Source organism: Mesorhizobium sp. B3-2-1 (assembly GCF_006439515.1).
Classification (GTDB): domain Bacteria; phylum Pseudomonadota; class Alphaproteobacteria; order Rhizobiales; family Rhizobiaceae; genus Mesorhizobium.
On the sequence record NZ_VFTI01000045.1, the window covers coordinates 16391 to 35090 of the forward strand.

Annotated in this window: 14 protein-coding genes; 8 read left to right on the forward strand and 6 right to left on the reverse strand. The window is 58.4% G+C overall.

Annotation, left to right across the window (positions count from 1 at the left end; translation table 11 throughout):
• Nucleotides 1-272 precede the first annotated feature (272 nt).
• Together FJW08_RS30175 and FJW08_RS30180 are read right to left on the reverse strand one after the other, a co-directional pair.
• The gene (locus FJW08_RS30175) at nt 273-1583 is read right to left on the reverse strand and encodes a polysaccharide biosynthesis/export family protein (protein ID WP_140764610.1); all 1311 of its coding nucleotides are present in this window, start codon (nt 1581-1583) and stop codon (nt 273-275) included.
• A 14-nt stretch (nt 1584-1597) separates the two neighbouring features.
• Nucleotides 1598-2470 (reverse strand): glycosyltransferase family 2 protein, encoded by an 873-nt coding sequence (locus FJW08_RS30180; protein WP_140764607.1) that lies wholly within the window; start codon nt 2468-2470, stop codon nt 1598-1600.
• A 257-nt stretch (nt 2471-2727) separates the two neighbouring features.
• Here FJW08_RS30180 and FJW08_RS30185 point away from each other — a divergent pair, with 257 nt between their 5' ends.
• On the forward strand, nt 2728-3957 hold the full coding sequence (locus tag FJW08_RS30185) for a glycosyltransferase (protein WP_140813487.1): 1230 nt from the start codon (nt 2728-2730) through the stop codon (nt 3955-3957).
• Here the strand turns inward: FJW08_RS30185 and FJW08_RS30190 are convergent.
• A complete protein-coding gene (locus FJW08_RS30190; RefSeq protein WP_140813488.1) occupies nt 3950-5080 on the reverse strand; it encodes a glycosyltransferase family 1 protein in 1131 nt (376 codons plus the stop codon). The genes FJW08_RS30185 and FJW08_RS30190 overlap by 8 nt on opposite strands.
• 192 nt (nt 5081-5272) lie before the next feature.
• On the opposite strand from FJW08_RS30190, the gene FJW08_RS30195 reads away from it, so the two are divergent.
• The 3 genes from FJW08_RS30195 (at nt 5273) to FJW08_RS30205 (ending at nt 9151) form a co-directional block, all read left to right on the forward strand.
• Nucleotides 5273-6652, forward strand: coding sequence for a glycosyltransferase family 1 protein (locus FJW08_RS30195; protein ID WP_140813489.1), 1380 nt, complete (start codon nt 5273-5275; stop codon nt 6650-6652).
• 144 nt (nt 6653-6796) lie between these two features.
• Complete coding sequence (locus FJW08_RS30200) at nt 6797-7996, forward strand: acyltransferase (RefSeq protein ID WP_181183093.1); 1200 nt, start codon at nt 6797-6799, stop codon at nt 7994-7996.
• 144 nt (nt 7997-8140) lie between these two features.
• Nucleotides 8141-9151: a glycosyltransferase family A protein gene (locus FJW08_RS30205; protein WP_140813491.1), complete on the forward strand. Its 1011-nt coding sequence runs from the start codon at nt 8141-8143 to the stop codon at nt 9149-9151.
• Between the two features lie 114 nt (nt 9152-9265).
• Here the strand turns inward: FJW08_RS30205 and FJW08_RS30210 are convergent, their stop codons facing one another.
• Both FJW08_RS30210 and FJW08_RS30215 read right to left on the reverse strand, forming a co-directional pair.
• Nucleotides 9266-10537, reverse strand: coding sequence for a polysaccharide pyruvyl transferase family protein (locus tag FJW08_RS30210; RefSeq protein ID WP_140813492.1), 1272 nt, complete (start codon nt 10535-10537; stop codon nt 9266-9268).
• 275 nt (nt 10538-10812) lie between these two features.
• Nucleotides 10813-12246: an oligosaccharide flippase family protein gene (locus FJW08_RS30215; protein WP_246682661.1), complete on the reverse strand. Its 1434-nt coding sequence runs from the start codon at nt 12244-12246 to the stop codon at nt 10813-10815.
• A gap of 357 nt (nt 12247-12603) precedes the next feature.
• Between FJW08_RS30215 and FJW08_RS30220 the strand changes: the two genes are divergently transcribed.
• The 4 genes from FJW08_RS30220 (at nt 12604) to FJW08_RS30235 (ending at nt 18008) form a co-directional block, all read left to right on the forward strand.
• A complete protein-coding gene (locus tag FJW08_RS30220) occupies nt 12604-14037 on the forward strand; it encodes a DUF4214 domain-containing protein (protein WP_140813494.1) in 1434 nt (477 codons plus the stop codon).
• A 2-nt stretch (nt 14038-14039) separates the two neighbouring features.
• Nucleotides 14040-15419 (forward strand): DUF4038 domain-containing protein, encoded by a 1380-nt coding sequence (locus FJW08_RS30225; protein ID WP_246682663.1) that lies wholly within the window; start codon nt 14040-14042, stop codon nt 15417-15419.
• 208 nt (nt 15420-15627) lie between these two features.
• Entirely contained in the window at nt 15628-16689 is a 1062-nt protein-coding gene (locus tag FJW08_RS30230) for an NAD(P)-dependent oxidoreductase (RefSeq protein WP_140813496.1), read from the forward strand.
• Between the two features lie 5 nt (nt 16690-16694).
• A complete protein-coding gene (locus FJW08_RS30235) occupies nt 16695-18008 on the forward strand; it encodes a DUF4910 domain-containing protein (RefSeq protein ID WP_140813497.1) in 1314 nt (437 codons plus the stop codon).
• On the opposite strand, the gene rfbC is transcribed toward FJW08_RS30235, so the two are convergent.
• Nucleotides 18003-18551 (reverse strand): dTDP-4-dehydrorhamnose 3,5-epimerase, encoded by a 549-nt coding sequence (gene rfbC / locus FJW08_RS30240; RefSeq protein ID WP_140813498.1) that lies wholly within the window; start codon nt 18549-18551, stop codon nt 18003-18005. The genes FJW08_RS30235 and rfbC overlap by 6 nt on opposite strands.
• Nucleotides 18552-18700: the final 149 nt, after the last annotated feature.

Here is an 18700-nt window from a genome sequence, read left to right on the forward strand (position 1 = left end):
AAGGTTCCGTCCGGGGCCTGAGGGCCCATGTTGCTCACTGATATGCGGCCTCAAAGAGCAAGGCAAGTGCTCCGAGCATTGCGTAGACGGTCGGGTTGAGCGTCGAACCCTGCTTCATCTTCCTGATCTTTCCTGAATGGTTCGGCTAGCCGCGGTTTTCCGCGCCCGAGCCAAGTCGATCATGCGTAGGCGATCGAGAGCGTCACAGGATCTGACGCGGTGGGGATCGATCAGCCAACTACCTCAGTTGCCCTGGCGGATCGCGGGCTTGTTCAATTGATGCCCTGAACCGGGACCGTCTCGGCCTGAAGGCTCCCGCCTGCAGGTATGCTAGCCAAACCTGAGTCCGGCGCCGGGATCTCGACCTTCACTGTGTCGCCGGGGTTGACTGCTGTGGTTTCCTCGGCGGGAAGTTCGGCTGTGCTGCTATCCGTCGTCCTGACGATCTTGAAGATTGGCTTGGCACTTTCGGCGCGTTGCCTCAGAGCGAGCAGGGCAGGGACTGCAATCTCGGTTTCGTGCAGCAACTGCACCGCGGTATCGGCCTTGCTGGTGACTTCGTTAAGCTGCAGCTGGGTTTCGCGCAAGCTTTCAGCGACTTCGCTGGCGTGCCGGTTGCTGATGTCGAGAATCTCGATGTCCGTCTTGCTGATCTCCTGCCTCACGCGCAAGAGTGAGGTCTCGGCAGCGAGCCTGTCCCCTTGCATCTGCGCGACCGTCCCCTCAAGCGATAGCTCGCGTGGTGCAACGGCCAGTCCCTTCTCGACAAGCGTCGAAACACTCGCGAGTTCCTTCTGGACAAGCTCAATCTGTTTGTCGTGGAACGTCAGTTGCTGTCCCAGCGAGTCCAGTTCCTTTTCCAGGAATTCCCTGAGTTCATGGAGCGAACGCAGTTGTGTCGTCAGCGCGTCCTTGCGGATCGCAAAGATCTTGCGCTCCTGGTCCATTGTCGATGCAACGGTTTGGTTGGAGACCCTGTCGTTCAATTCGGCAGGAAAAGAGATCTCCTCGCTGCCGGCCAGTTCGGCTTCAAGGCGCGCCTTGCGGGCAAGAAGGCTGACATTGTTCAGCGCTAGTAATCCCACGTCGCCCTGGCCTGAGATGACTTCCCGCCCGAGCCGCGATATGTCGTCCTGGCGTATCGGCAAGCCGCCCGCGATCCCCACCGCCTGCAGCACGGTCAGTCCGGGCCGATAAGGAAACTCACCGGGCTGCTTGACGTTGCCGACGATGTAGAAAGGTCTGTACTGCACGATTTCTACAGCGACATCGGGCTGGCGGCCGAGCCCCATGTTCCGCATCAAGCGATCGCCGATGGCCCTGGCGAGGTCGCCGGGAGCGGTGCCCTGCGCGCGTATCTGGCCGACAAACGGAAGGAAGAGCGTGCCGTCGGCACCGACGACGAAAGCGTCGTTGAGAGCCGTCCATTCAAAAATCACATCACGTGACGCGCGCCATTCATAAACCTTGAGCCTGACCTTATCTTGGGGCCCGAGGAGATACTCGGCAGCCACCGAGGGCAAGGCGCCGGCGACCACCGCGGCGAGTGAGGCAGACGCGATCGTCAGGACCCATTTGCGCATTGTCTTCCCCTTCGTCAGATTTTCAAGATGTACTCGGGTTCGATTCGTCCAATCGCGACGTGCAGGATGGCGAGCAGGTTGCCCCTGAGCCTGCCCCTACGGTCGACATAGGGCTCGGGCCAAAGGCTCTTTGCCAGATTGGCCGCAATATTCCTGAGCATCAGGGGAAGCGCGAAAGATGCCGGCACGGACCCCTTCCTGATCAGATAGATCGCATTCGCAACCTGGGAGTAGCCGAATCGCTCTCCGCTGACGCGACCTGTCTTGATGCCCAGATGGACCCCCCTGATCGAGGTTACGCAGACCACGCGACCTTTCGATCTCAGTTGGCTGGTGAAGTCGATGTCCTCCTGCCAGCCATAGAGGACGAGGCGCTCGTCGAAACGCAAATCGCCTACAAGCGAGGAACGGACGGACATGTTACATCCGTATGCGCCCACATGGTCGATTGCCGAAGGTCCGGCACTGCTGGTGCCCTCTGCTGCCTGCAGCGCGGCTTCGGCATCTTCCCAGGTCAGGCCAGCATTGGCAGCCCCGTCCTTGATGACCCTGCCCATCACCACCGCCCATTCGTGATTGGTGATGAAGGCTTCTTCGATTTGTTTCAGGTATTCGGCCGATGGGACGAAATCGTCGTCGAAGAACGTGATGATGTCGAAACGCGCGAGCGACGGCGCAAGAGCCGTGTTCCGCTGCGCGGTCAGCCCCCTCGGTCCGAAAACACACGATACAGGAAAGGGGCAACTGGCTGGTAATTCAATATGCGTGGCGTCGGGCGCGGACAATATGACTTCGTCGGGAAGTCTGTTCTGGCTGCCCAAATAGCCGAGCAGGCGCGCGACCTGTGCGCTGCGGCCTAGGGTTGGGATAATCACTGCCAGTCTCATGCCAGGTCCATGTTTCGGTGCCCGTCGACCCTAGAACGGCGAACACACCTGGACAGCCTGCATAAAAGGTTAGGGACGAGTCTGGGTTACCTCGCAGCACAGGCTTTTGGCGTATTCCGGGCGGACGCGCCCCAACCAAAAGTACTAGGCCGTCCAGCGCCCGCAGCGTCCTGTAACCGATCGGACGACTTGCAGGAGCCATGGCATGGAAGAGAGACTGCCGGGATTGCGATTGCTGGCTGCGGCAAGGGGGATCCATGCTCCACGAACGTTCTTCCGACCTGGCAATCGCCGCCAAGCTCACGGTGCCAATCGAGAAACTGCCGGCCGCGCCGGGGATTGTCGACAGATATGCAAGAATAGCGGTCGTTCACGACTGGTGCCCGAACTTCCGGGGAGGGGAGCGGGTTCTTGCGCAAATCTGCAAGCAGTTTCCGAATGCCGAAGTCTTCACGCTTTTCGATTTTCTGCCAGCCGACGTCAAAGAGCAATATTTCCGGGATGTGGAATTTCATACGTCGGCAGCCAACCGGATTCCCATGGTGCGGAAATTCTACCGGTCTCTTTTCTTCTTTTGCCCTTTCCTGATCGAGCAGTTCGACGTGACAGGTTACGACGCGGTGATCTCCTCTTCGGCCGCGTTTTCGCGTGGCGTGATCACCAGGCCGGATCAACCGCATTTATGTTATGTGCACAGCCCGGTCCGCTATGCATGGGATGAGCAGTTCTCCTATCTTCAGCAGGGAAGGCTGGGCTTTGGTCCCAAGGGAATGCTCTATCGGTACATGCTGCACCGGCTGAGGACGTGGGATACCAGGACCGCGCATGGTCCGGACCTGATGTTGGCGAACTCGAACTATGTCCGTTCCCGCATCCAGCACATTTACGGGCGCGACGCGCGCGTCGTTTTCCCGCCGGTTTGCGTAGGAGAACTGCCGTGTGTGGAAGACAAGGATGACTACTACGTCTCGGCATCCTTCCTAGCCCCATACAAGCGAACCGACCTGGTGATCAGGGCCTTCAACGATATGCCATCGCGGCGGCTGGTCATCGTTGGCGAAGGACAGCAATCCGCCAGCTTGCGATCGCTGGCTGGGCCTAACATCACGTTTTCGGGTTTTCTACCCCGCAAGGAGTATGTCGAGACGCTGGCACGGGCAAAGGCCATGGTCTTTGCGGGCTGCGAGGACTTCGGCATCGCGTTGGCCGAGGCGCAAGCCTGTGGGACCCCGCTGATCGCGTTCGGCCGAGGCGGCGCGGTTGACATCGTGCGGCGCCTGGGGTCATCCGCCGAGCCGACGGGGGTGCTGTTCAAGGCGCAGACTATCGAGTCTCTCAAGGCAGCGGTCGTACGGTTCGAAGAAAACAGCCACGCTATCACCCCCCGTGCGTGCACCACCAATGCAGCACGCTTTTCCGAAGAGCACTTCGATCGCGCGATTCTGGAATCGATCGGGGCCGTCCAGTCACTTCACGACGTCATATGAGTTCGCGCATCCTGACGCGATTGGTTTGCGCGTCGCGGCCATCGGCGGCCGCCATGGCTTTGAGATAAAGCAACGCCGTCGCCCTCCAGCTGTATGCTGAGGCTCTTGCTTTTCCCTTTGCCACCATCTCCGTTCGCAACGCCTGAGAACGATGAAGTCGCATGAAGCTGTCGAACCATGCCTCCGGATTGTCGGGGGAGGCGTATAGTGCCGCGCTCGTGCAGACCTCAGGCAGGCTTGCGCGGTCTGAAACCACCACGGGGCAGCCGACAGCCATCGCCTCGAGGGCCGGCAGGCCGAAGCCTTCGGTAAGCGAGGGGAAAGCCAGGCACAGCGAGTCCGCAAGCAGAGCGGCCAACTCGCCATCGGAAACGCGGCCGAGCCAGTGGATGTTTCGCGCTTGTGTGCGCGCGGATCCTGACTTGTAGACGCGCGATTCCGACATGCCGACGATCGCTAGCCTGAGCCCGACTGCTCCGAGGCGGTCAGCCATGTTCAAGATGAGGTCTACGTTCTTGTGGGGTGCGGCACTTCCGATCATGACTATGGTGTCCCGCGAGGCCGCCAATTGGATTGGCGCCGAGTGTTCAGGCTTCCAACGCAAGACATGCTCATGGCCGTTAGAGGCCACGAAGGCCCTGTGCGCCGGGATCACGCCTTGGCGGATGAGTTCACCGAGCGAGAAAGCGGAGACAGTCGAAATACCCCATGCCGTCTTGCCGAGGCAAGGCAACAGCGTTCTGTAAAGGCATCTAAAGGCGAGGGAATAGCTCTGCGGCGCGTTCCAGACATTTGCGTCATGAATACAAACGATATGTTTGTGGGAAAGCAGAGGCCCCGTGTTGCAGAGGCTGAGCAGACCGCCGCCGTCGAGAGCGACGGGAAGTCGCGCTTGCTCCCAAACATGCCCGCGCGCGCCGCCGATCTCGCGGCGTTCGATGGACATGAGGGGGATGTCCCCAGATCCGGGCGGACAGAGCAGGCGGACCTGGAGATCGCTAGCAAGTGGCACCCGCTCCTCAATCAACGCGTCCAGCGAACGGACGATTTCATAGGCATAGCGTTGCACGCCGGTTGTCGGCTGGGAAAGAAAACGCCCATTGATTGTCCAACGTCGTGGCATGCCCTTACCCCCGAGACCCTCACTGTGGAGCGGCCATAGGGGCGCGGTCACTACGGCCATTCGGTCACCTGTTTGCGCGGGGGGCTCATCCGGCCGGGCGAGGGCGGCGTTGTACCTACCTCGAACGTTGGAGGGCCGTGCGCGACCGAGAATGCTAATCTGACCACAGGTGCAGCCGGACCGGAGAGGGTTATGGGTAATTCCGAATTCGAAGCGACGCAGTCGCCGTCATCAAGGCGGTTGAATGGCCGCGACAGCGGCACACAGCTGGCGGGATCCCTTGTCGAAGACGCCAACTACCTGATCAGTATACCCGAGCTCAGGTCAGCGGATCAAGGGGCGGCGAGGCGGCGCTGGACGATAAACGGAGACTTCACGACGCTTCGCCGTAATGGAGTAGCCCGTTATGCTCGCGAAGTGACCATGGCACTCGACGCCCTCATTTCGGAAGGGCATCCGCTTGGTCGCGATCTGGAAATGGATCTCGTGATCCCACGCCCGCTAACCGAACCCTTGCCCCTCAAGGCCATCACCGTACGGATCATTCCGGAATTCAACAGACCACGACTTCCTCAACTTTGGGTTCAGGCGCAGTTGCCCTGGCATGTGCCCGGGGGATTGCTGAGTTTCTGCAACCTCGCTCCCGTCATGCTGAGCCGTCAAATCGCTTGCATTCACGACATGCACACCAGGCTGATGCCGTTGAGCTATCCGAGGGGCTTCCGGTGGGCGCACCGCCTCATCCTGCCAGCGCTCGGCAGGCGGGCTGCTCGTATCACGACGGTCTCGCAGTTGGCGCGGAGTCACCTGATCAAGTTCGGAATAGCGCCGGAGGAAAATATTGTCGTCACCTACAACGGCAGCGACCATGCCAAGAGATGGGATGCCCGGAAATCGTCCCTGGCCGTGGATCGGCGTAGGCCATATGTCCTCTGCCTTGGCCGGGGGGACCAAGAATACAAGAACCTTGAGCTTCTCGCCCGGCTGGCCCCGCTCCTCGATGAGATGGGTCTGGATTTGTGGATGCCTGGTGACGTCGACGAAGCCACGGTCCTGCGATACGTTGCGAAACTGCCCGACAACATCGTCTTCCTTGGCCGCATCGACGACGACGACTTCAAGAAGGCGCTCGAGGGCGCTTTGTGCTTCCTGTTCCCCTCACGCATCGAGGGTTTCGGGCTTCCGGCGGTCGAAGCGATGGCGTCTGGCTGTCCCGTCATTGCATCGAGCTCGCCGTGCCTCCCGGAAATCTGTGGGGACTCTGCTCTTTACGTCGATCCTGACGACGTCCATGCGTGGGCCGAAAAGGTCCGCCACCTTTTGGTCACCCCGGCCTTGCGCGAGTGGCTGGTGACCAAGGGCAACGCCAGGGCAAGCAGTTATTCCTGGCGGTGGATCGCGTGGAAATACCTGGAACTGATGGTCCAGGTCGACGCCGATTTCGGGGAGCGGTCCTGTGGCAGGAGACCCTCCGAGGGGAACGACCTTGCTGAGTTTTCGAAGCCGGCGCAGGGCCGCGGTGATCGGAGGCATCGTGTCGCGCCGGGTGCCAACCCGCGCTCCATGGCCTAACGGAAACGATTGACCCCATATTCCTCAAATTGCTTAGAAATGCGCCATTTGGGTCAATTCTCAGGTCCGCTCGCCTCCGATAAATTGAGGTCGAAGCCGATCGAGGGCAAACAGGGCACCGTAGCGGCTTCATTGGATAGGGCGATGGTCTTCTTAACGCTCGGCACGGTTGGCCTGGCATCGATAACGTCCAGGGTCAACGCGGAATACTCTCCGGCCGCGGCCCGGACTGCTCAGGCAAGGAAGTTCTGGCACAATCCTCAGCTGTTGAGGCTGGTATCCGCCTATGCCATCGCCTACATCCACATGGCCGGGGTGGTGGGCGCCGCCCACATCGGTCCGGCTGTCTTGGAGATTTTCCGTTTCGGAACGGACCTGTTCGTGGTCCTGGCTGGTTTTCTTACCGCGCACGTGCTCGGGAACAATAGCACGTCCGCAGGCGCTTATTTGCGCACGAGGCTCATTCGCATCGTGCCTTTATACTGGGGCTTCACGGTTCTCGCATTTCTTGTCGAAAATTACGCGATGAATAACCATTCGACGCCGTTGTCTGCACTCTTCATGTCGCTTGCCTTCGTCCCCCACGGTTCCTACCCGATCCTGTATCCGACCTGGACCTTGCTGGTTATCGTCGAGTTCAGCTTGATTATCGCGGCTTTTCGAATTGTCAGCGTCAAAAACGGTGTCTTCTATTCTGCCGCCTTCGCCGTATTTCTTGCAGCCGCAGGCAAGCTATCGAGAATTGATAACCAAATTGTCGTATTTTACACCAATCCTATACTGATTGATTTTGCCCTCGGCATTCTCATCTTCAAGTTTGTCAGCTCTGGGCCGTTCCTTTTCAAAATGCCTCAGCGTCGCATCGTTGCTCTCGCCGCGGCGGCCGTCACCTTCGGCGCCATGGCTGCGGTCTTGCGTCCGTTCTTCTGGCCGGCGCTGCCTCGCGTCCTCGCCCTCGGCGTGCCGATGTCGCTTCTGTTGCTGGGGGTTGTTACTCTGGAGCAGCTTGGCATCTACAATGATTCGAAGCTTTTGAACTTTCTCGCCAAATGCACCTACTCGATCTACCTGACACACTGGTTCGTGGATCTCATATCCGAGAAGCTCGTTGTCGAAAGCGGAAATTCGGCATGGTTGGCCACGGTGCTGTTGTTCGTGACCCCCATGGCCGTAACCTGCGTTTCGGTGTTCGTTTATCTTTATGCCGAATTGCCTATGACCCGATATCTGTCCGATTGGTTCGCCGCACCGGGAACATCACCTTCAGCGGCAACGCCTAGATCGACGACGGGGCATCAAGGTGGCGCGCAGCCCCGATCTGAGCATCGGAGTCGTTTGTCATGAGAAAAATCCTGGGCCGAACGCCTCCTCTTAACCGAAGCCATCGACAGAAGCTGGGGTCGACTTCATGACCGGCAGCTCCGGCAGTGTCGCTTTTGAGGTAGGGTCAATTCAATATCGCGGTCCGAACACGAAAAAGACAACGTTATGAGACACCGCTCGGCACCAGCTCTGCCTCTCGTTGCCGTGGTAACGCCGGTATACAATGGAGGTGCGTATCTCGAAGCTACGATGAGATCCGTCCAGCGGCAGACCTATGATAACATTGTACACGTTCTCGTTGACAATTGCAGCTCGGACAACACGTCACAAATCATCGATCGCTTTCGGTCGGAGCGTTTTGAGCTGATTACTCTTCGCAATGACAGCGTCCTTCCGCTGCGAGAAAACTGGACTAAGGCGCTTTGCGCAGTTCCCACCGAGGCCTTTTATGTGAAGGTGCTCTGCGCAGACGACCTGATGCGCAGCGATTGCATCTCGCGCTTCGTTGAGATTGCTCAATCCGACGAAAAAATTGAGGTCGTTCTTTGCGACGATGTTTTCATGGACAGGGTCCATCGCGCGAATTTGCCGTTGAAACAAGGCATTTTTGGAGGAATTGAGATCGCGGCCAAGATGCTAGATGAAAGCATTAATTGGCTGCCGTACCATCACCTGTTTGTTCGCTTTCCTGACAACGCGCAAAGCCCGGTTTTCTTCAACGATGCCCCGATCCATTTTGATTTTTCTGCAGTCGTTCGCAGTGCCCTGCGTGGCAAGCTCGCCTATTTGCACGCGCCACTCGTCTACACGCGTTGGCACGCGAATTCGCTCACCAGCCAGCAACTCGGCGCGAACCAGTTGAAAACCTTACTTGAGCGTTTTGACATTTTATGTGCGTTTGGGGCTCAGTGCTGGGACGAGCCGACTTTCCGACGTAAAAAGGAATGTATGCGTGCCAGGATGATGCGCTTGGCCCTAAAATGGACAATGATGGGAAGGCTGGACGCGGCTCAGGAACTCTTGAAGGGCCTGAAAGAGCGGCAAGTCGCTCCGACCGCTGCGGATTGGGCCAAATCGTTGGTCGAATGGGTACCCTATTCGAATTGGAAGCGAAGCTGGCATCTTTCAACGGGTCCTGAGATTGACGAAGCCAAGTTCTGCTCCGAGATTTTTTAAACCGGAGGTCCGCTGACCGAACCGTCAACAGGAGTTGCTGGGTGGGTGAAGCCGCGGCCGATTGCGCGATCGACAATTTTTTTGATAGGCAATAACCGGCGCCTCAGCTTAATCTCAGAGGATCTTGGACAACAACTCCTGCTCGTGCTCCTTTACACGAAGCAATACCTTGTCGAGATGCTGCCGAACGATTGCGCGATAGCGCTCTTTGTTTTCTAACAATTCGGTGAGGTGCGTCTCCAGCAGCTCAAGGTTCAGATTTTCAACGGATTGACAGAACCCCCCAAGGCCGAAGTCAGTCATCACCGCATCGTTCTTTGCCTCGTATCCTATCGAGATCGTCGGCAGGGCAAGCTTCAAAGCGCAAACCACGTTGTGAAAACGTGTGGCGACAACGATGTCAGTGTCGCCAATTTGCCGCATGACGTCATGCAGGGAGTTGATTGGCTCCGCGACAAGCTGACGGGCCTGCCGAGTGGTTCGGGTGCCGTCGATCAGGTCATATCCGCTCGCCTTAGCAATTCGACCGACATCCCTCACTGCCCGCATATCCACGGTTTCGCCGATAATAAGGCGTACTCTGTAACCTCGATCTAGCAACGAGGTGACGAAGCGGCCCATCTTCTCGATGTAGGTTTGATAGATAGAGGTATCCGACCCTGAGCGCGCGCCGGCGCGCCAGCCATTGTAGTTCATAAGGCCAACCCCAACTGTCGTCAGTTTTCCTCCCGTGTCGTCTTGCACCGGCAATGGCGTAGGCAGCTTGAAAACAAGATCTGGATAGAGGTTATCTCTACTTGTATCGATGCCAAGGGAGGCTAAGAAGTCCTTGGAGATCTGATCGCGGAACGAACGGAAGTATGCCCAAGCTGCTGCAGACCGCAACATCCAGCGGCTGGTAGAGTTCAGGATTGGACCTGCGCCGGTTCCAATAAAGCAGAACTTCACCCCGGACAATCGCGCAGATGCAGCCCAGCGGAACAGACCGTAGGATGTTCCAAATGGACCTGAGCCGTAGTCGTTTAACGTTGACGTTCCTGGCACAATTATGATGTCGAATTGCCTGACATATTTGATTGCCCGGTACCAGTTCGCTAGTCTTCCAATTATTCTCAGGCTGACTTTATTGCAGAACCTCAGGAGCGTATTGGAAAACTCTGGAGCGCTGATTGGTGTTGTGGCAATCTGATGCGCTTTACCAATTGCATCTGGATCAACACAAACGCATGCGAGAGCCGCCTCCGGCCTAGCTTCCCGCAAGAAGAGCAAAAACGATTCCAACGACGCGTCATTCCCGAAATTACCTCCGCCAAACATTCCGAAAAGGCATATTCTCTGTGGGGCGCTGATGACCTGCGAGAATCCATTCCTGCGCGAGAGGACCATGATGTGTGCTCTCTAGCGGTGCATGGATGCGAGCGGCAGCATGGTACCGCGGCCGTGCACGCTCTGATTGAAAGGGTCGACAGAGGTCAGGACGCGCGAATGGCAAATCCGGCGGCTTCGGAATGCCTCGCAGTCCAAGCCTTTCGGGAGGGCGTGGCCCTGCTTTTTTTCCCGCTTGTTTTCGTCCACGAACATTCGCGTCCTTCCAGGCGCGGTTTGGATAGCCGCTGGCTATCCGACTTTTTCGTCGGCTATCGTGTTCACTTGTGCTCGCCTCACTCGGCCGGGCGGAGCGAGGCGCCCCGGAACCCGGAGATGGACTTGAATATCTCGTCAACCAAAGGATGTCTGGTAAGGACCAATGCCGCTCCCCATCCACCCAACGCCAACACCCCTGCTGCGAGCGCCAGCCCATGCGAAAGGGCGAAGCCTGTGCCCGACAAGAAAGCCACGCACAGCGGACCAGTCGCGCTCGCTAGGGCCACGACCGCGCTTCTCCATAACTCTGTGGCGATGTCCTTCAGTTTCAATCCCAGCCTGCGCCGAACGAAGCTCAGGGCAACGTATGCCTGGAAAGGAACAGTCACCAGCATACACCAGGCGGCCGCCTGCAATCCGCCGAAGACGCCAGCCATTGACAAGAGAATGCCGGAAATCGGGAAGACGATCAGGGCTCGGATAAACAAGTCGCGGATCGCACCGACCGCAACCAATACCGGGTAATTGAGCTCAAAACTGAAGGAGAAGAGAAGAGCAATCGCGACGACCTGAACGAGCGGCGCAGCCTCGATCCATTGTCGACCGAGCACGACGTCCACTACGGGATAGGCCAGCACTGAGAGCACGAGAAGAGCGGGCCAGTACAACGCGGTGACAATAGAAAGGGCCGCGAGATAGGGGCGCTTCAAATCGCTGCCTCGTCTGACCTCTGCCGAAAAGGCGGGCAATACGACCGCCACGGCCCCTCCGAGGAGGAGTTTGTCGGGTATTTGGCTGATCAAGAGGGTCCTGCTGAACAAGGCCGCGGCATTCGGTGACACGAGTCGGCCCAACAAGAGCAGGGGCAGCGCGTCAAATATGCGGAAGAGTATGGCGATGGAGCCGTTGTATCCGCCGAACGAGATCATTGCGCGCCAATTGGCCAGAGTTGGCTTAAACATCCAGAAATGCGGGCACAGGGCGAGTGCGAGGCATGCGGCAAGCCCACTGCCGATTAGCCACGCCCAAGCGAAGCTCATATAGCTGAAGCCCGCGAACGCCAAAGCGATTGTTGCCACAGACCCTGTCGCCCCGTTGGTGATGCTAATGGCAGCTACCTTGCCGAAGGCCATTTCCCGGCGCAGGAGAGCATTGACCAGGACGACCAAGGCGTCGAGGAAGAGGCAGGCTGAAATAACTCGAAAATAGGGAAGGAGGTTCGGCTCCGCGTAGACTGAGGCCAGAACAGGGGACGCGGCTAAAAGAACGGTGACGGCAATTCCGGTAAGGACGAACATCACCGTAAAGGCCCCCCGGATATCCTCGCGGCTGAGTTCCCCGCGCTGGATCAGGAAGGTTGAACTGGAGAACTCCCTGACAGACAGGACTATCGCCAGGATTGCCATCCCGATCACCGACACGCCGATTTCCTGTGGTGTCAATATGCGCGAAACCACCGCGGTCGTAGCGAAATTCGATACGAGCAGGACATAACGTTCGCCCGTGCTCATCAGAAGTGCGCGTTTTACAGAAGGCATACATTTCCTTTCCCGGTAGCGGCGAGGGCCACCTTCGTCACGCCAAATAGTCCGACAAACCCGGTTAAAGGTCAGTACCTTCAAAGTAAGGAATGATCACAGACGAAAGGGGTAACGGGATGGCAGCCGGAGTTCTCGAGCGTTGTTCCAGATCAGCTAAGGGCTGGTCCGATTTGGGTAAAATAGGGGGTATGAGCTTCAGCACCGGCCTTGAGTTGGTGGCGACCTCCGAAAGGGGTATCGCAAACGCGTTGGTTACCCGTATGGGTAGATTGCTTCCGGCGGCCGCACTGCTGACTATCCATGTGCCCGACCGGGAGAACTGTCGCCATGTCCTTTCGTTTCGCAGTCGCTGCGGTTTGCCTGCTGGCGTTTGTCTCGTCTGCCTCCGCCAATTTCCTTTGGGGCATTAACGGCCATCCAATAGTTGCTTATCCGGGTATCCCGATCGAAAGGCAGCTCGACTTCATCAAGGATCTCGGCCTGAAGTCATACAGGGTCGATGTTACGGGCGAGGGCGACATGGATATGCTCGCCAATCTTGTCTCCGCCGGAAAGGTGAGAGGCATCGAGATCCTGCCTGTCCTCACGCCTGCCGGCATCGATATGGACAAGGATAGCCCGGAAGAACTTTACCGCAGGACCCGGAAACTTGCGATTGCACTTGGCTCAAGGTTCAAGGACGACATCCGTGTCTGGGAACTCGGCAACGAGATGGAGAACTACGCAATCATAAAGCCTTGTGAGAAGCGCGATGATGGCGCGCAATATCCATGTGGTTGGGGGCCTGCAGGTGGAACGGGAACGCTCGATTATTACGGCCCGCGCTGGGTGAAAGTGAGTGCTGTCCTCAAGGGCTTGTCCGAAGGGATGATTGCTGTCGATCCAACCATCAGAAAGGCGATCGGCACCGCCGGATGGGGCCACGTCGGCGCGTTCGCGCGGATGAAGCAGGACGGGATCGTTTGGGATATCTCAGTCTGGCATATGTACGGCGACGATCCGGAATGGGCTTTCCGGGAGATGTCGGGCTACGGCAAGCCGATATGGGTCACCGAATTCAACAATCCTTACGGAAGCCAGCGCGGCGAGAAGCAGCAGGCCGACGGCATCAAGCAGACAATGACGAGACTCCAAGACTTCACCAAGAAGTACAGGGTCGAGGCCGCGCACATCTACGAACTGTTTGATGAGGCCTACTGGGCCCCAAGCTTCGAAGCTAATATGGGATTGGTGAGGCTCGTCCCGGCCCCCGACGGTAAATGGAGGGTCGGCGAGCCTAAGCCTGCCTATAAGACGGTGCGTGACTTCACCCGCGGCCCGCAGCCGGCGCCCAGGCCGTACCGGGAATGCGATCCAGAGACCTTGGCTGCAAACAAGTCCCTCTATGTGAGGCAGGCAAGTTTCGTCTATTGCCTCATTCTAGGTCACGATGGCGACACGGCCAGCGTGGAGCGTTGGTCGGCAGCTCTTGGAAGCGGAAATAGCAAGCTTGCTGATATGATCGTGGAAATGATGGACACGGACGATTTCGAAAGCAGATATGCCACGATCGGCCTGACGGACCGCGTTTATATCGGTTTTCTCTACCTGCTGCTTCTTGACCGCCCCGCAGACAACTACGGCCTTGAAACCTATACGCGACAGCTGCGCGCGGGCACCATGACTCGCAAGGACGCAGCCTTCGGCATTGTCACCTCATCGGAGTTTAACTCCAGGCACGCCGCCACCCATGACGTCTCCGCGGCGCCGACACCTGGGTGAGCATGAAGGACGAGCCGGAGCGGGTGAGCACAATGCGATTGATGTCTGTTCTCATGACCTGCGTTTTTTTGGTGGCTATGGAGACCGGAAGCTTAGCCTGCGAACGCGACAAGGGGACGCGTTTCCCCTTGCGGATCGAATCTGGAAAGAGCTTTCCGGTCGACAAGAACGGGCATCCATTCTTGATGCATGGTGACTCGGCCTGGTCCCTCATTGCAGATCTGAAGGATGACGAGGCAGACCTCTATCTTGAGGACCGCAAGGCTCGTGGTTTCAATACGGTGCTGGTCAACCTCCTAGAGCACCGGTTTTCCCGAAACGCGCCCGCAAACGCATATGGCGAGAGGCCATTCGCTGGCAACGACGATTTCGCCGTTCCGAATGAGGCGTATTTTGCCCATGCGGACCGCGTCCTGCAGAAGGCTTGCGACCTCGGTTTCCTGGTGCTGCTTGCCCCGGCGTATCTTGGCTATGGCGGTGGTATTGACGGTTGGTATCAGCAAATGGCGGCTGCAGGGCCACGAAGGCTTGCTTCGTACGGCCATTTCGTCGGACATCGCTACCGGCATTTCGACAACATCATTTGGGTCAACGGTGGTGACGACAATCCTGCGGACAAGGATCTAGTCAGGGCTATCGCCAAAGGCATCGTTGACGAGGATCCGGGCTCTCTTAGCACCATCCATGGCGCTCCCGAAACGGCACCGCTTGACTCATGGACTCACGAACCCTGGCTGAACGTGAACAACATCTACACGTACGGACCTGTCTACACGGCCGCGATCAGGGAGTACGACAGGGGTATGCCTTTCTTCCTGATTGAGAGCGCCTATGAGTTCGAAAGTGGTACCGACGAGTACCGGGTCCGCATTCAGGCTTACCAGGCGATCCTCTCGGGCGCATTCGGACACCTCTACGGCAACAACCCGATATGGCATTTCGGGGGGCCCGGTCTCCATCGGCAAACGATGGGGTGGAAAGACGCCCTCGGCAGTCCTGGCGCAAAAAGCATGGAAATGCTTATCGCCTTCGTCTCTTCGATAAAGTGGTGGCTGCTCGAACCCGACGCCAGGAACAGCTTCCTGGTCGGCGGCATGAACCAGGGCATGGAAAGGGCGGTCGCCGCGACCGCCCGGGACGGATCCTATGCTGTCGTCTACATGCCCGGCAATGACCGCATCATAGTGGACCTGGCGCGGCTTTCGGCGGCTTTTGTCCGCGCTCGCTGGCGCGATCCCACGAGCGGGGAAGTTACCGATGTTGAAGGTTCCCCATTCAAGGCGGAGCGCACGGTTTTCAAGCTGCCAGGGCTAAATAGCCGCCGATACCCGGACTGGATTCTGGAGCTCTTAGCTCAAGGCCCTGTAGCGAAAAGTCAATGAACGCGCAATTGCCTGCAGCCACGTAACGCAAGCCCAAGACGTGCGCCGATTCCACTGAAAGGATTAGACGAACACCACTGCAAAAGAGGTAAGCGCCGGCAACGCTTCCTCGAACGGGGCATCCTGGGTGTCCATTGGCGTTCTCCCCCATTCCTTCAAGCCCAAGTAGCCTCCTGGAGATCGATATCGGCTTGAGAAGAGGTGCGCGATGAAAGTCATGGTAACCGGCCATCAAGGCTATATCGGATCGGTGATGGTGCCGATGTTGCTTCGTGCTGGGCATTCGGTGACGGGCTATGACAGCGATCTTTACCGGCGCTGCACCTTTGCCGCTGGTGGAGAGCGGGCTTCAATTCCATCCATCCAAAAGGACGTCAGGGACGTGCATGCGCGCGACCTCGAAGGGTTCGATGCGGTCATCCACCTTGCGGCGCTTTCCAATGACCCACTGTCCGACCTTGATCCGGACATCACCTATGAAATCAACCATAAGGGCAGCGTCCGCTTTGCCAAGGCAGCCAAGGACGCCGGCGTGTCACGCTTCCTTTTCGCCTCGTCGTGCAGCAATTACGGACAGGCGGGGGACGGGATGGTCGATGAAACGGGCGAACTGAATCCGGTCACGCCCTATGGCTGGTCGAAGGTCCTTTCAGAACGGGATATTTCCGAACTGGCCAGCAGCAGCTTTTCTCCCACTTATTTCCGCCCCGCCACGGCCTACGGCCTCTCGCCGCGGCTCCGCTTCGATATCGTGCTAAACAATCTGGTCGCGTGGGCGGTCACCAAAGGCGTCATCCTCCTGAAGTCCGATGGAACGCCGTGGCGGCCGATCGTCCATATCGAGGACATTTCCAGGGCGTTCATTGCCGGGCTAGAGGCGCCCCGCGGGGCCATTCACAACGAAGCCTTCAATGTCGGACGGACGGACCACAATTACAGGATCCGGGACATCGCCGAGATCGTCGCCGAGATCGTGCCCGATTGCCGGCTTGAATTGGCGCCCGACGCCGGACCCGACAAACGCTCCTATCGCGTCAACTTCGACAAGATCACGCTTGCCCTTCCTGCTTTCAGGCCGCAATGGGATGCGCGCAAGGGTGCCGAGCAACTCTACCAGGCGTACCGGAAGTCGAATGTCACGCTTGAGGAGTTCGAGGGGCCGCGCTTCCAGCGTATCGGCCATATCAGGCATCTATTGACCAACGGACTTCTGGACGAGCGGATGCGGGTCGCTGGAGCCTCCAAGACATTGGAGGCGGCGCTCGGATAGGCTGGATGGAACACGTGAACCCCGACGGGATCGGTCCGCCGCCGGCAACCGGAGTCGGTCACGAAATTTATGCCCTGGCCGAACGTCTGTTTCCTATCTGCAGGAGCATCACCGGAAGCGGCGTGCGAGAAACGCTGGATGTATTGTCGGGGCACATCGATTTGGAACGGCACGAAGTGCCCACCGGGACGCAGGTGTTCGACTGGACCGTTCCAAAGGAGTGGAACATACGCTCGGCAATCATCAAAGGCCCGGACGGACAGACGGTCGTCGATTTTGCGGACTCCAACCTGCATGTTGTCAACTACAGCTTGCCCTTCAAGGGGATCCTGACACTCGACGAATTGAAGCCGCATATTCATACCCTGCCCGAACAGCCGCAGGTGATCCCCTACCGCACCTGCTATTACACCCCGACCTGGGGCTTCTGCGCAGCCCACGACCGTGTGGCCAACATGCCCGACGGCCTCTACGGTGTGGAGATCGACGCCGAACTCGAGGACGGCAGTCTCACATACGGCGAATACCTGCACCGCGGGCAGACAGAGCGGGAATTCCTCCTTTCGGCGCACATTTGCCATCCCTCACTTGCCAACGACAACTGTTCGGGCTTGGCCCTGCTGGCAATGCTGGCGAGAAGCCTCAAGGCAAGGAAGACACGATACAGCTACCGCTTCCTGTTCGCCCCGGGCACGATCGGCGCGCTCGCGTGGTTGTCGCGCAACGAGGACCGTACATGTCTCATCGACCACGGCCTCGTGCTGTCATGCGTTGGTGACGCAGGAAGCCCGGCATACAAGCGCAGTCGCCGCGGCGACGCCTTCATTGACCGAGCCATGTCCCACGTGCTGGGGCGTCGACGCGGGGCAAAGCTGATGGATTTCTCCCCATACGGTTATGACGAGAGGCAATATTGTTCGCCGGGCTTCAATCTTCCGGTCGGCATGTTCCAGCGAAGCGTCCACGGCACATTTCCCGAATACCACACGTCGGCCGACAATCTCGACTTCATCAGGCCAGAGCATCTCGAGGATTCCTACCGCATCTTGATGGAGGTGATCGACATTGTCGAAGAGGACTGGAGGCCGTTGAACCGCTTGCCCAAGGGGGAGCCGCAGCTCGGCAAGCGCGGCCTTTATGCAGCGGTGGGAGGGCAGAAGTCGTCGGGCGCGACGTCGATGTCCCTGCTTTGGGTGCTGAACCTCGCCGACGGGCAGCATTCGCTCCTCTCCATGGCAGAGCGCTCGAACCTGCCCTTCAAGGAACTGGCCGCCGCTGCGAAACTGCTGTGGGAACATGATCTCCTGGCAGCCTTATGAGGCCGTTGCGGTTCGCCGTCTGACAAGGGGCCAGGCTTTGTCCCTTTCCGACATGGCCGTCGGCATCAAGGGCCAGCCGATCGAAAAGGTAGGGTCATTGTAGTGGACGCCGGTCGACGCGTTGGGCGTATAGAACTGTGATATGAGATACGAGACCTCGGTGCCGTCGGTAAGGGTCTGGAGGCCGTGGGCGAACCCGGCAGGGATATAGAGCTGCTTCATGTTTTCGGAAGTCAGCTCGAAACCAAGCCACTTGTAGCGTGTCGGCGAATTCGGTCGCAGGTCCACGACGACGTCAAAAATCGCGCCGCGGACACAGGAGACCAGCTTGACCTCTGCGTAAGGCTCCTCCTGGTAGTGCAGCCCCCTGAGAGTTCCCTTTTTGATCGAATGAGCCCGGCTGTGCTGGACAAAGCGCGTCGCCAGACCACAATCGGCCATCTCCTTCTCACAGAAAAGGCGGGTGAAAGAACCACGGTCGTCAACCATGGGAGTAGGCTCGATCAGCCAGACCCCTTGAAGCTCCGTTTCGGTAAACTGCATGCGTTGAATCCCCCGGCGCCGCGCGAGACTGCCGGCGTCAATTGTCAGCGTCGCCAGCCCACGCTGTAAGGGCTACCTAAGCCTTAGGTGGCCTCTCCGATAGCGGTAAGTGCCGACGACAGCTGACTACCCGTTCGGCGAGCCTGGCG

Coding starts and splice junctions, on each gene's coding strand:
- FJW08_RS30175 (WP_140764610.1), bottom strand. CDS start 1,583: ATGCGCAAATGGGTCCTGACGATCGCGTCTGCCTCACTCGCCGCGGTG.
- FJW08_RS30180 (WP_140764607.1), bottom strand. CDS start 2,470: ATGAGACTGGCAGTGATTATCCCAACCCTAGGCCGCAGCGCACAGGTC.
- FJW08_RS30185 (WP_140813487.1), top strand. CDS start 2,728: ATGCTCCACGAACGTTCTTCCGACCTGGCAATCGCCGCCAAGCTCACG.
- FJW08_RS30190 (WP_140813488.1), bottom strand. CDS start 5,080: ATGCCACGACGTTGGACAATCAATGGGCGTTTTCTTTCCCAGCCGACA.
- FJW08_RS30195 (WP_140813489.1), top strand. CDS start 5,273: ATGGGTAATTCCGAATTCGAAGCGACGCAGTCGCCGTCATCAAGGCGG.
- FJW08_RS30200 (WP_181183093.1), top strand. CDS start 6,797: ATGGTCTTCTTAACGCTCGGCACGGTTGGCCTGGCATCGATAACGTCC.
- FJW08_RS30205 (WP_140813491.1), top strand. CDS start 8,141: ATGAGACACCGCTCGGCACCAGCTCTGCCTCTCGTTGCCGTGGTAACG.
- FJW08_RS30210 (WP_140813492.1), bottom strand. CDS start 10,537: ATGGTCCTCTCGCGCAGGAATGGATTCTCGCAGGTCATCAGCGCCCCA.
- FJW08_RS30215 (WP_246682661.1), bottom strand. CDS start 12,246: ATGAGCACGGGCGAACGTTATGTCCTGCTCGTATCGAATTTCGCTACG.
- FJW08_RS30220 (WP_140813494.1), top strand. CDS start 12,604: ATGTCCTTTCGTTTCGCAGTCGCTGCGGTTTGCCTGCTGGCGTTTGTC.
- FJW08_RS30225 (WP_246682663.1), top strand. CDS start 14,040: ATGAAGGACGAGCCGGAGCGGGTGAGCACAATGCGATTGATGTCTGTT.
- FJW08_RS30230 (WP_140813496.1), top strand. CDS start 15,628: ATGAAAGTCATGGTAACCGGCCATCAAGGCTATATCGGATCGGTGATG.
- FJW08_RS30235 (WP_140813497.1), top strand. CDS start 16,695: ATGGAACACGTGAACCCCGACGGGATCGGTCCGCCGCCGGCAACCGGA.
- rfbC (WP_140813498.1), bottom strand. CDS start 18,551: ATGCAGTTTACCGAAACGGAGCTTCAAGGGGTCTGGCTGATCGAGCCT.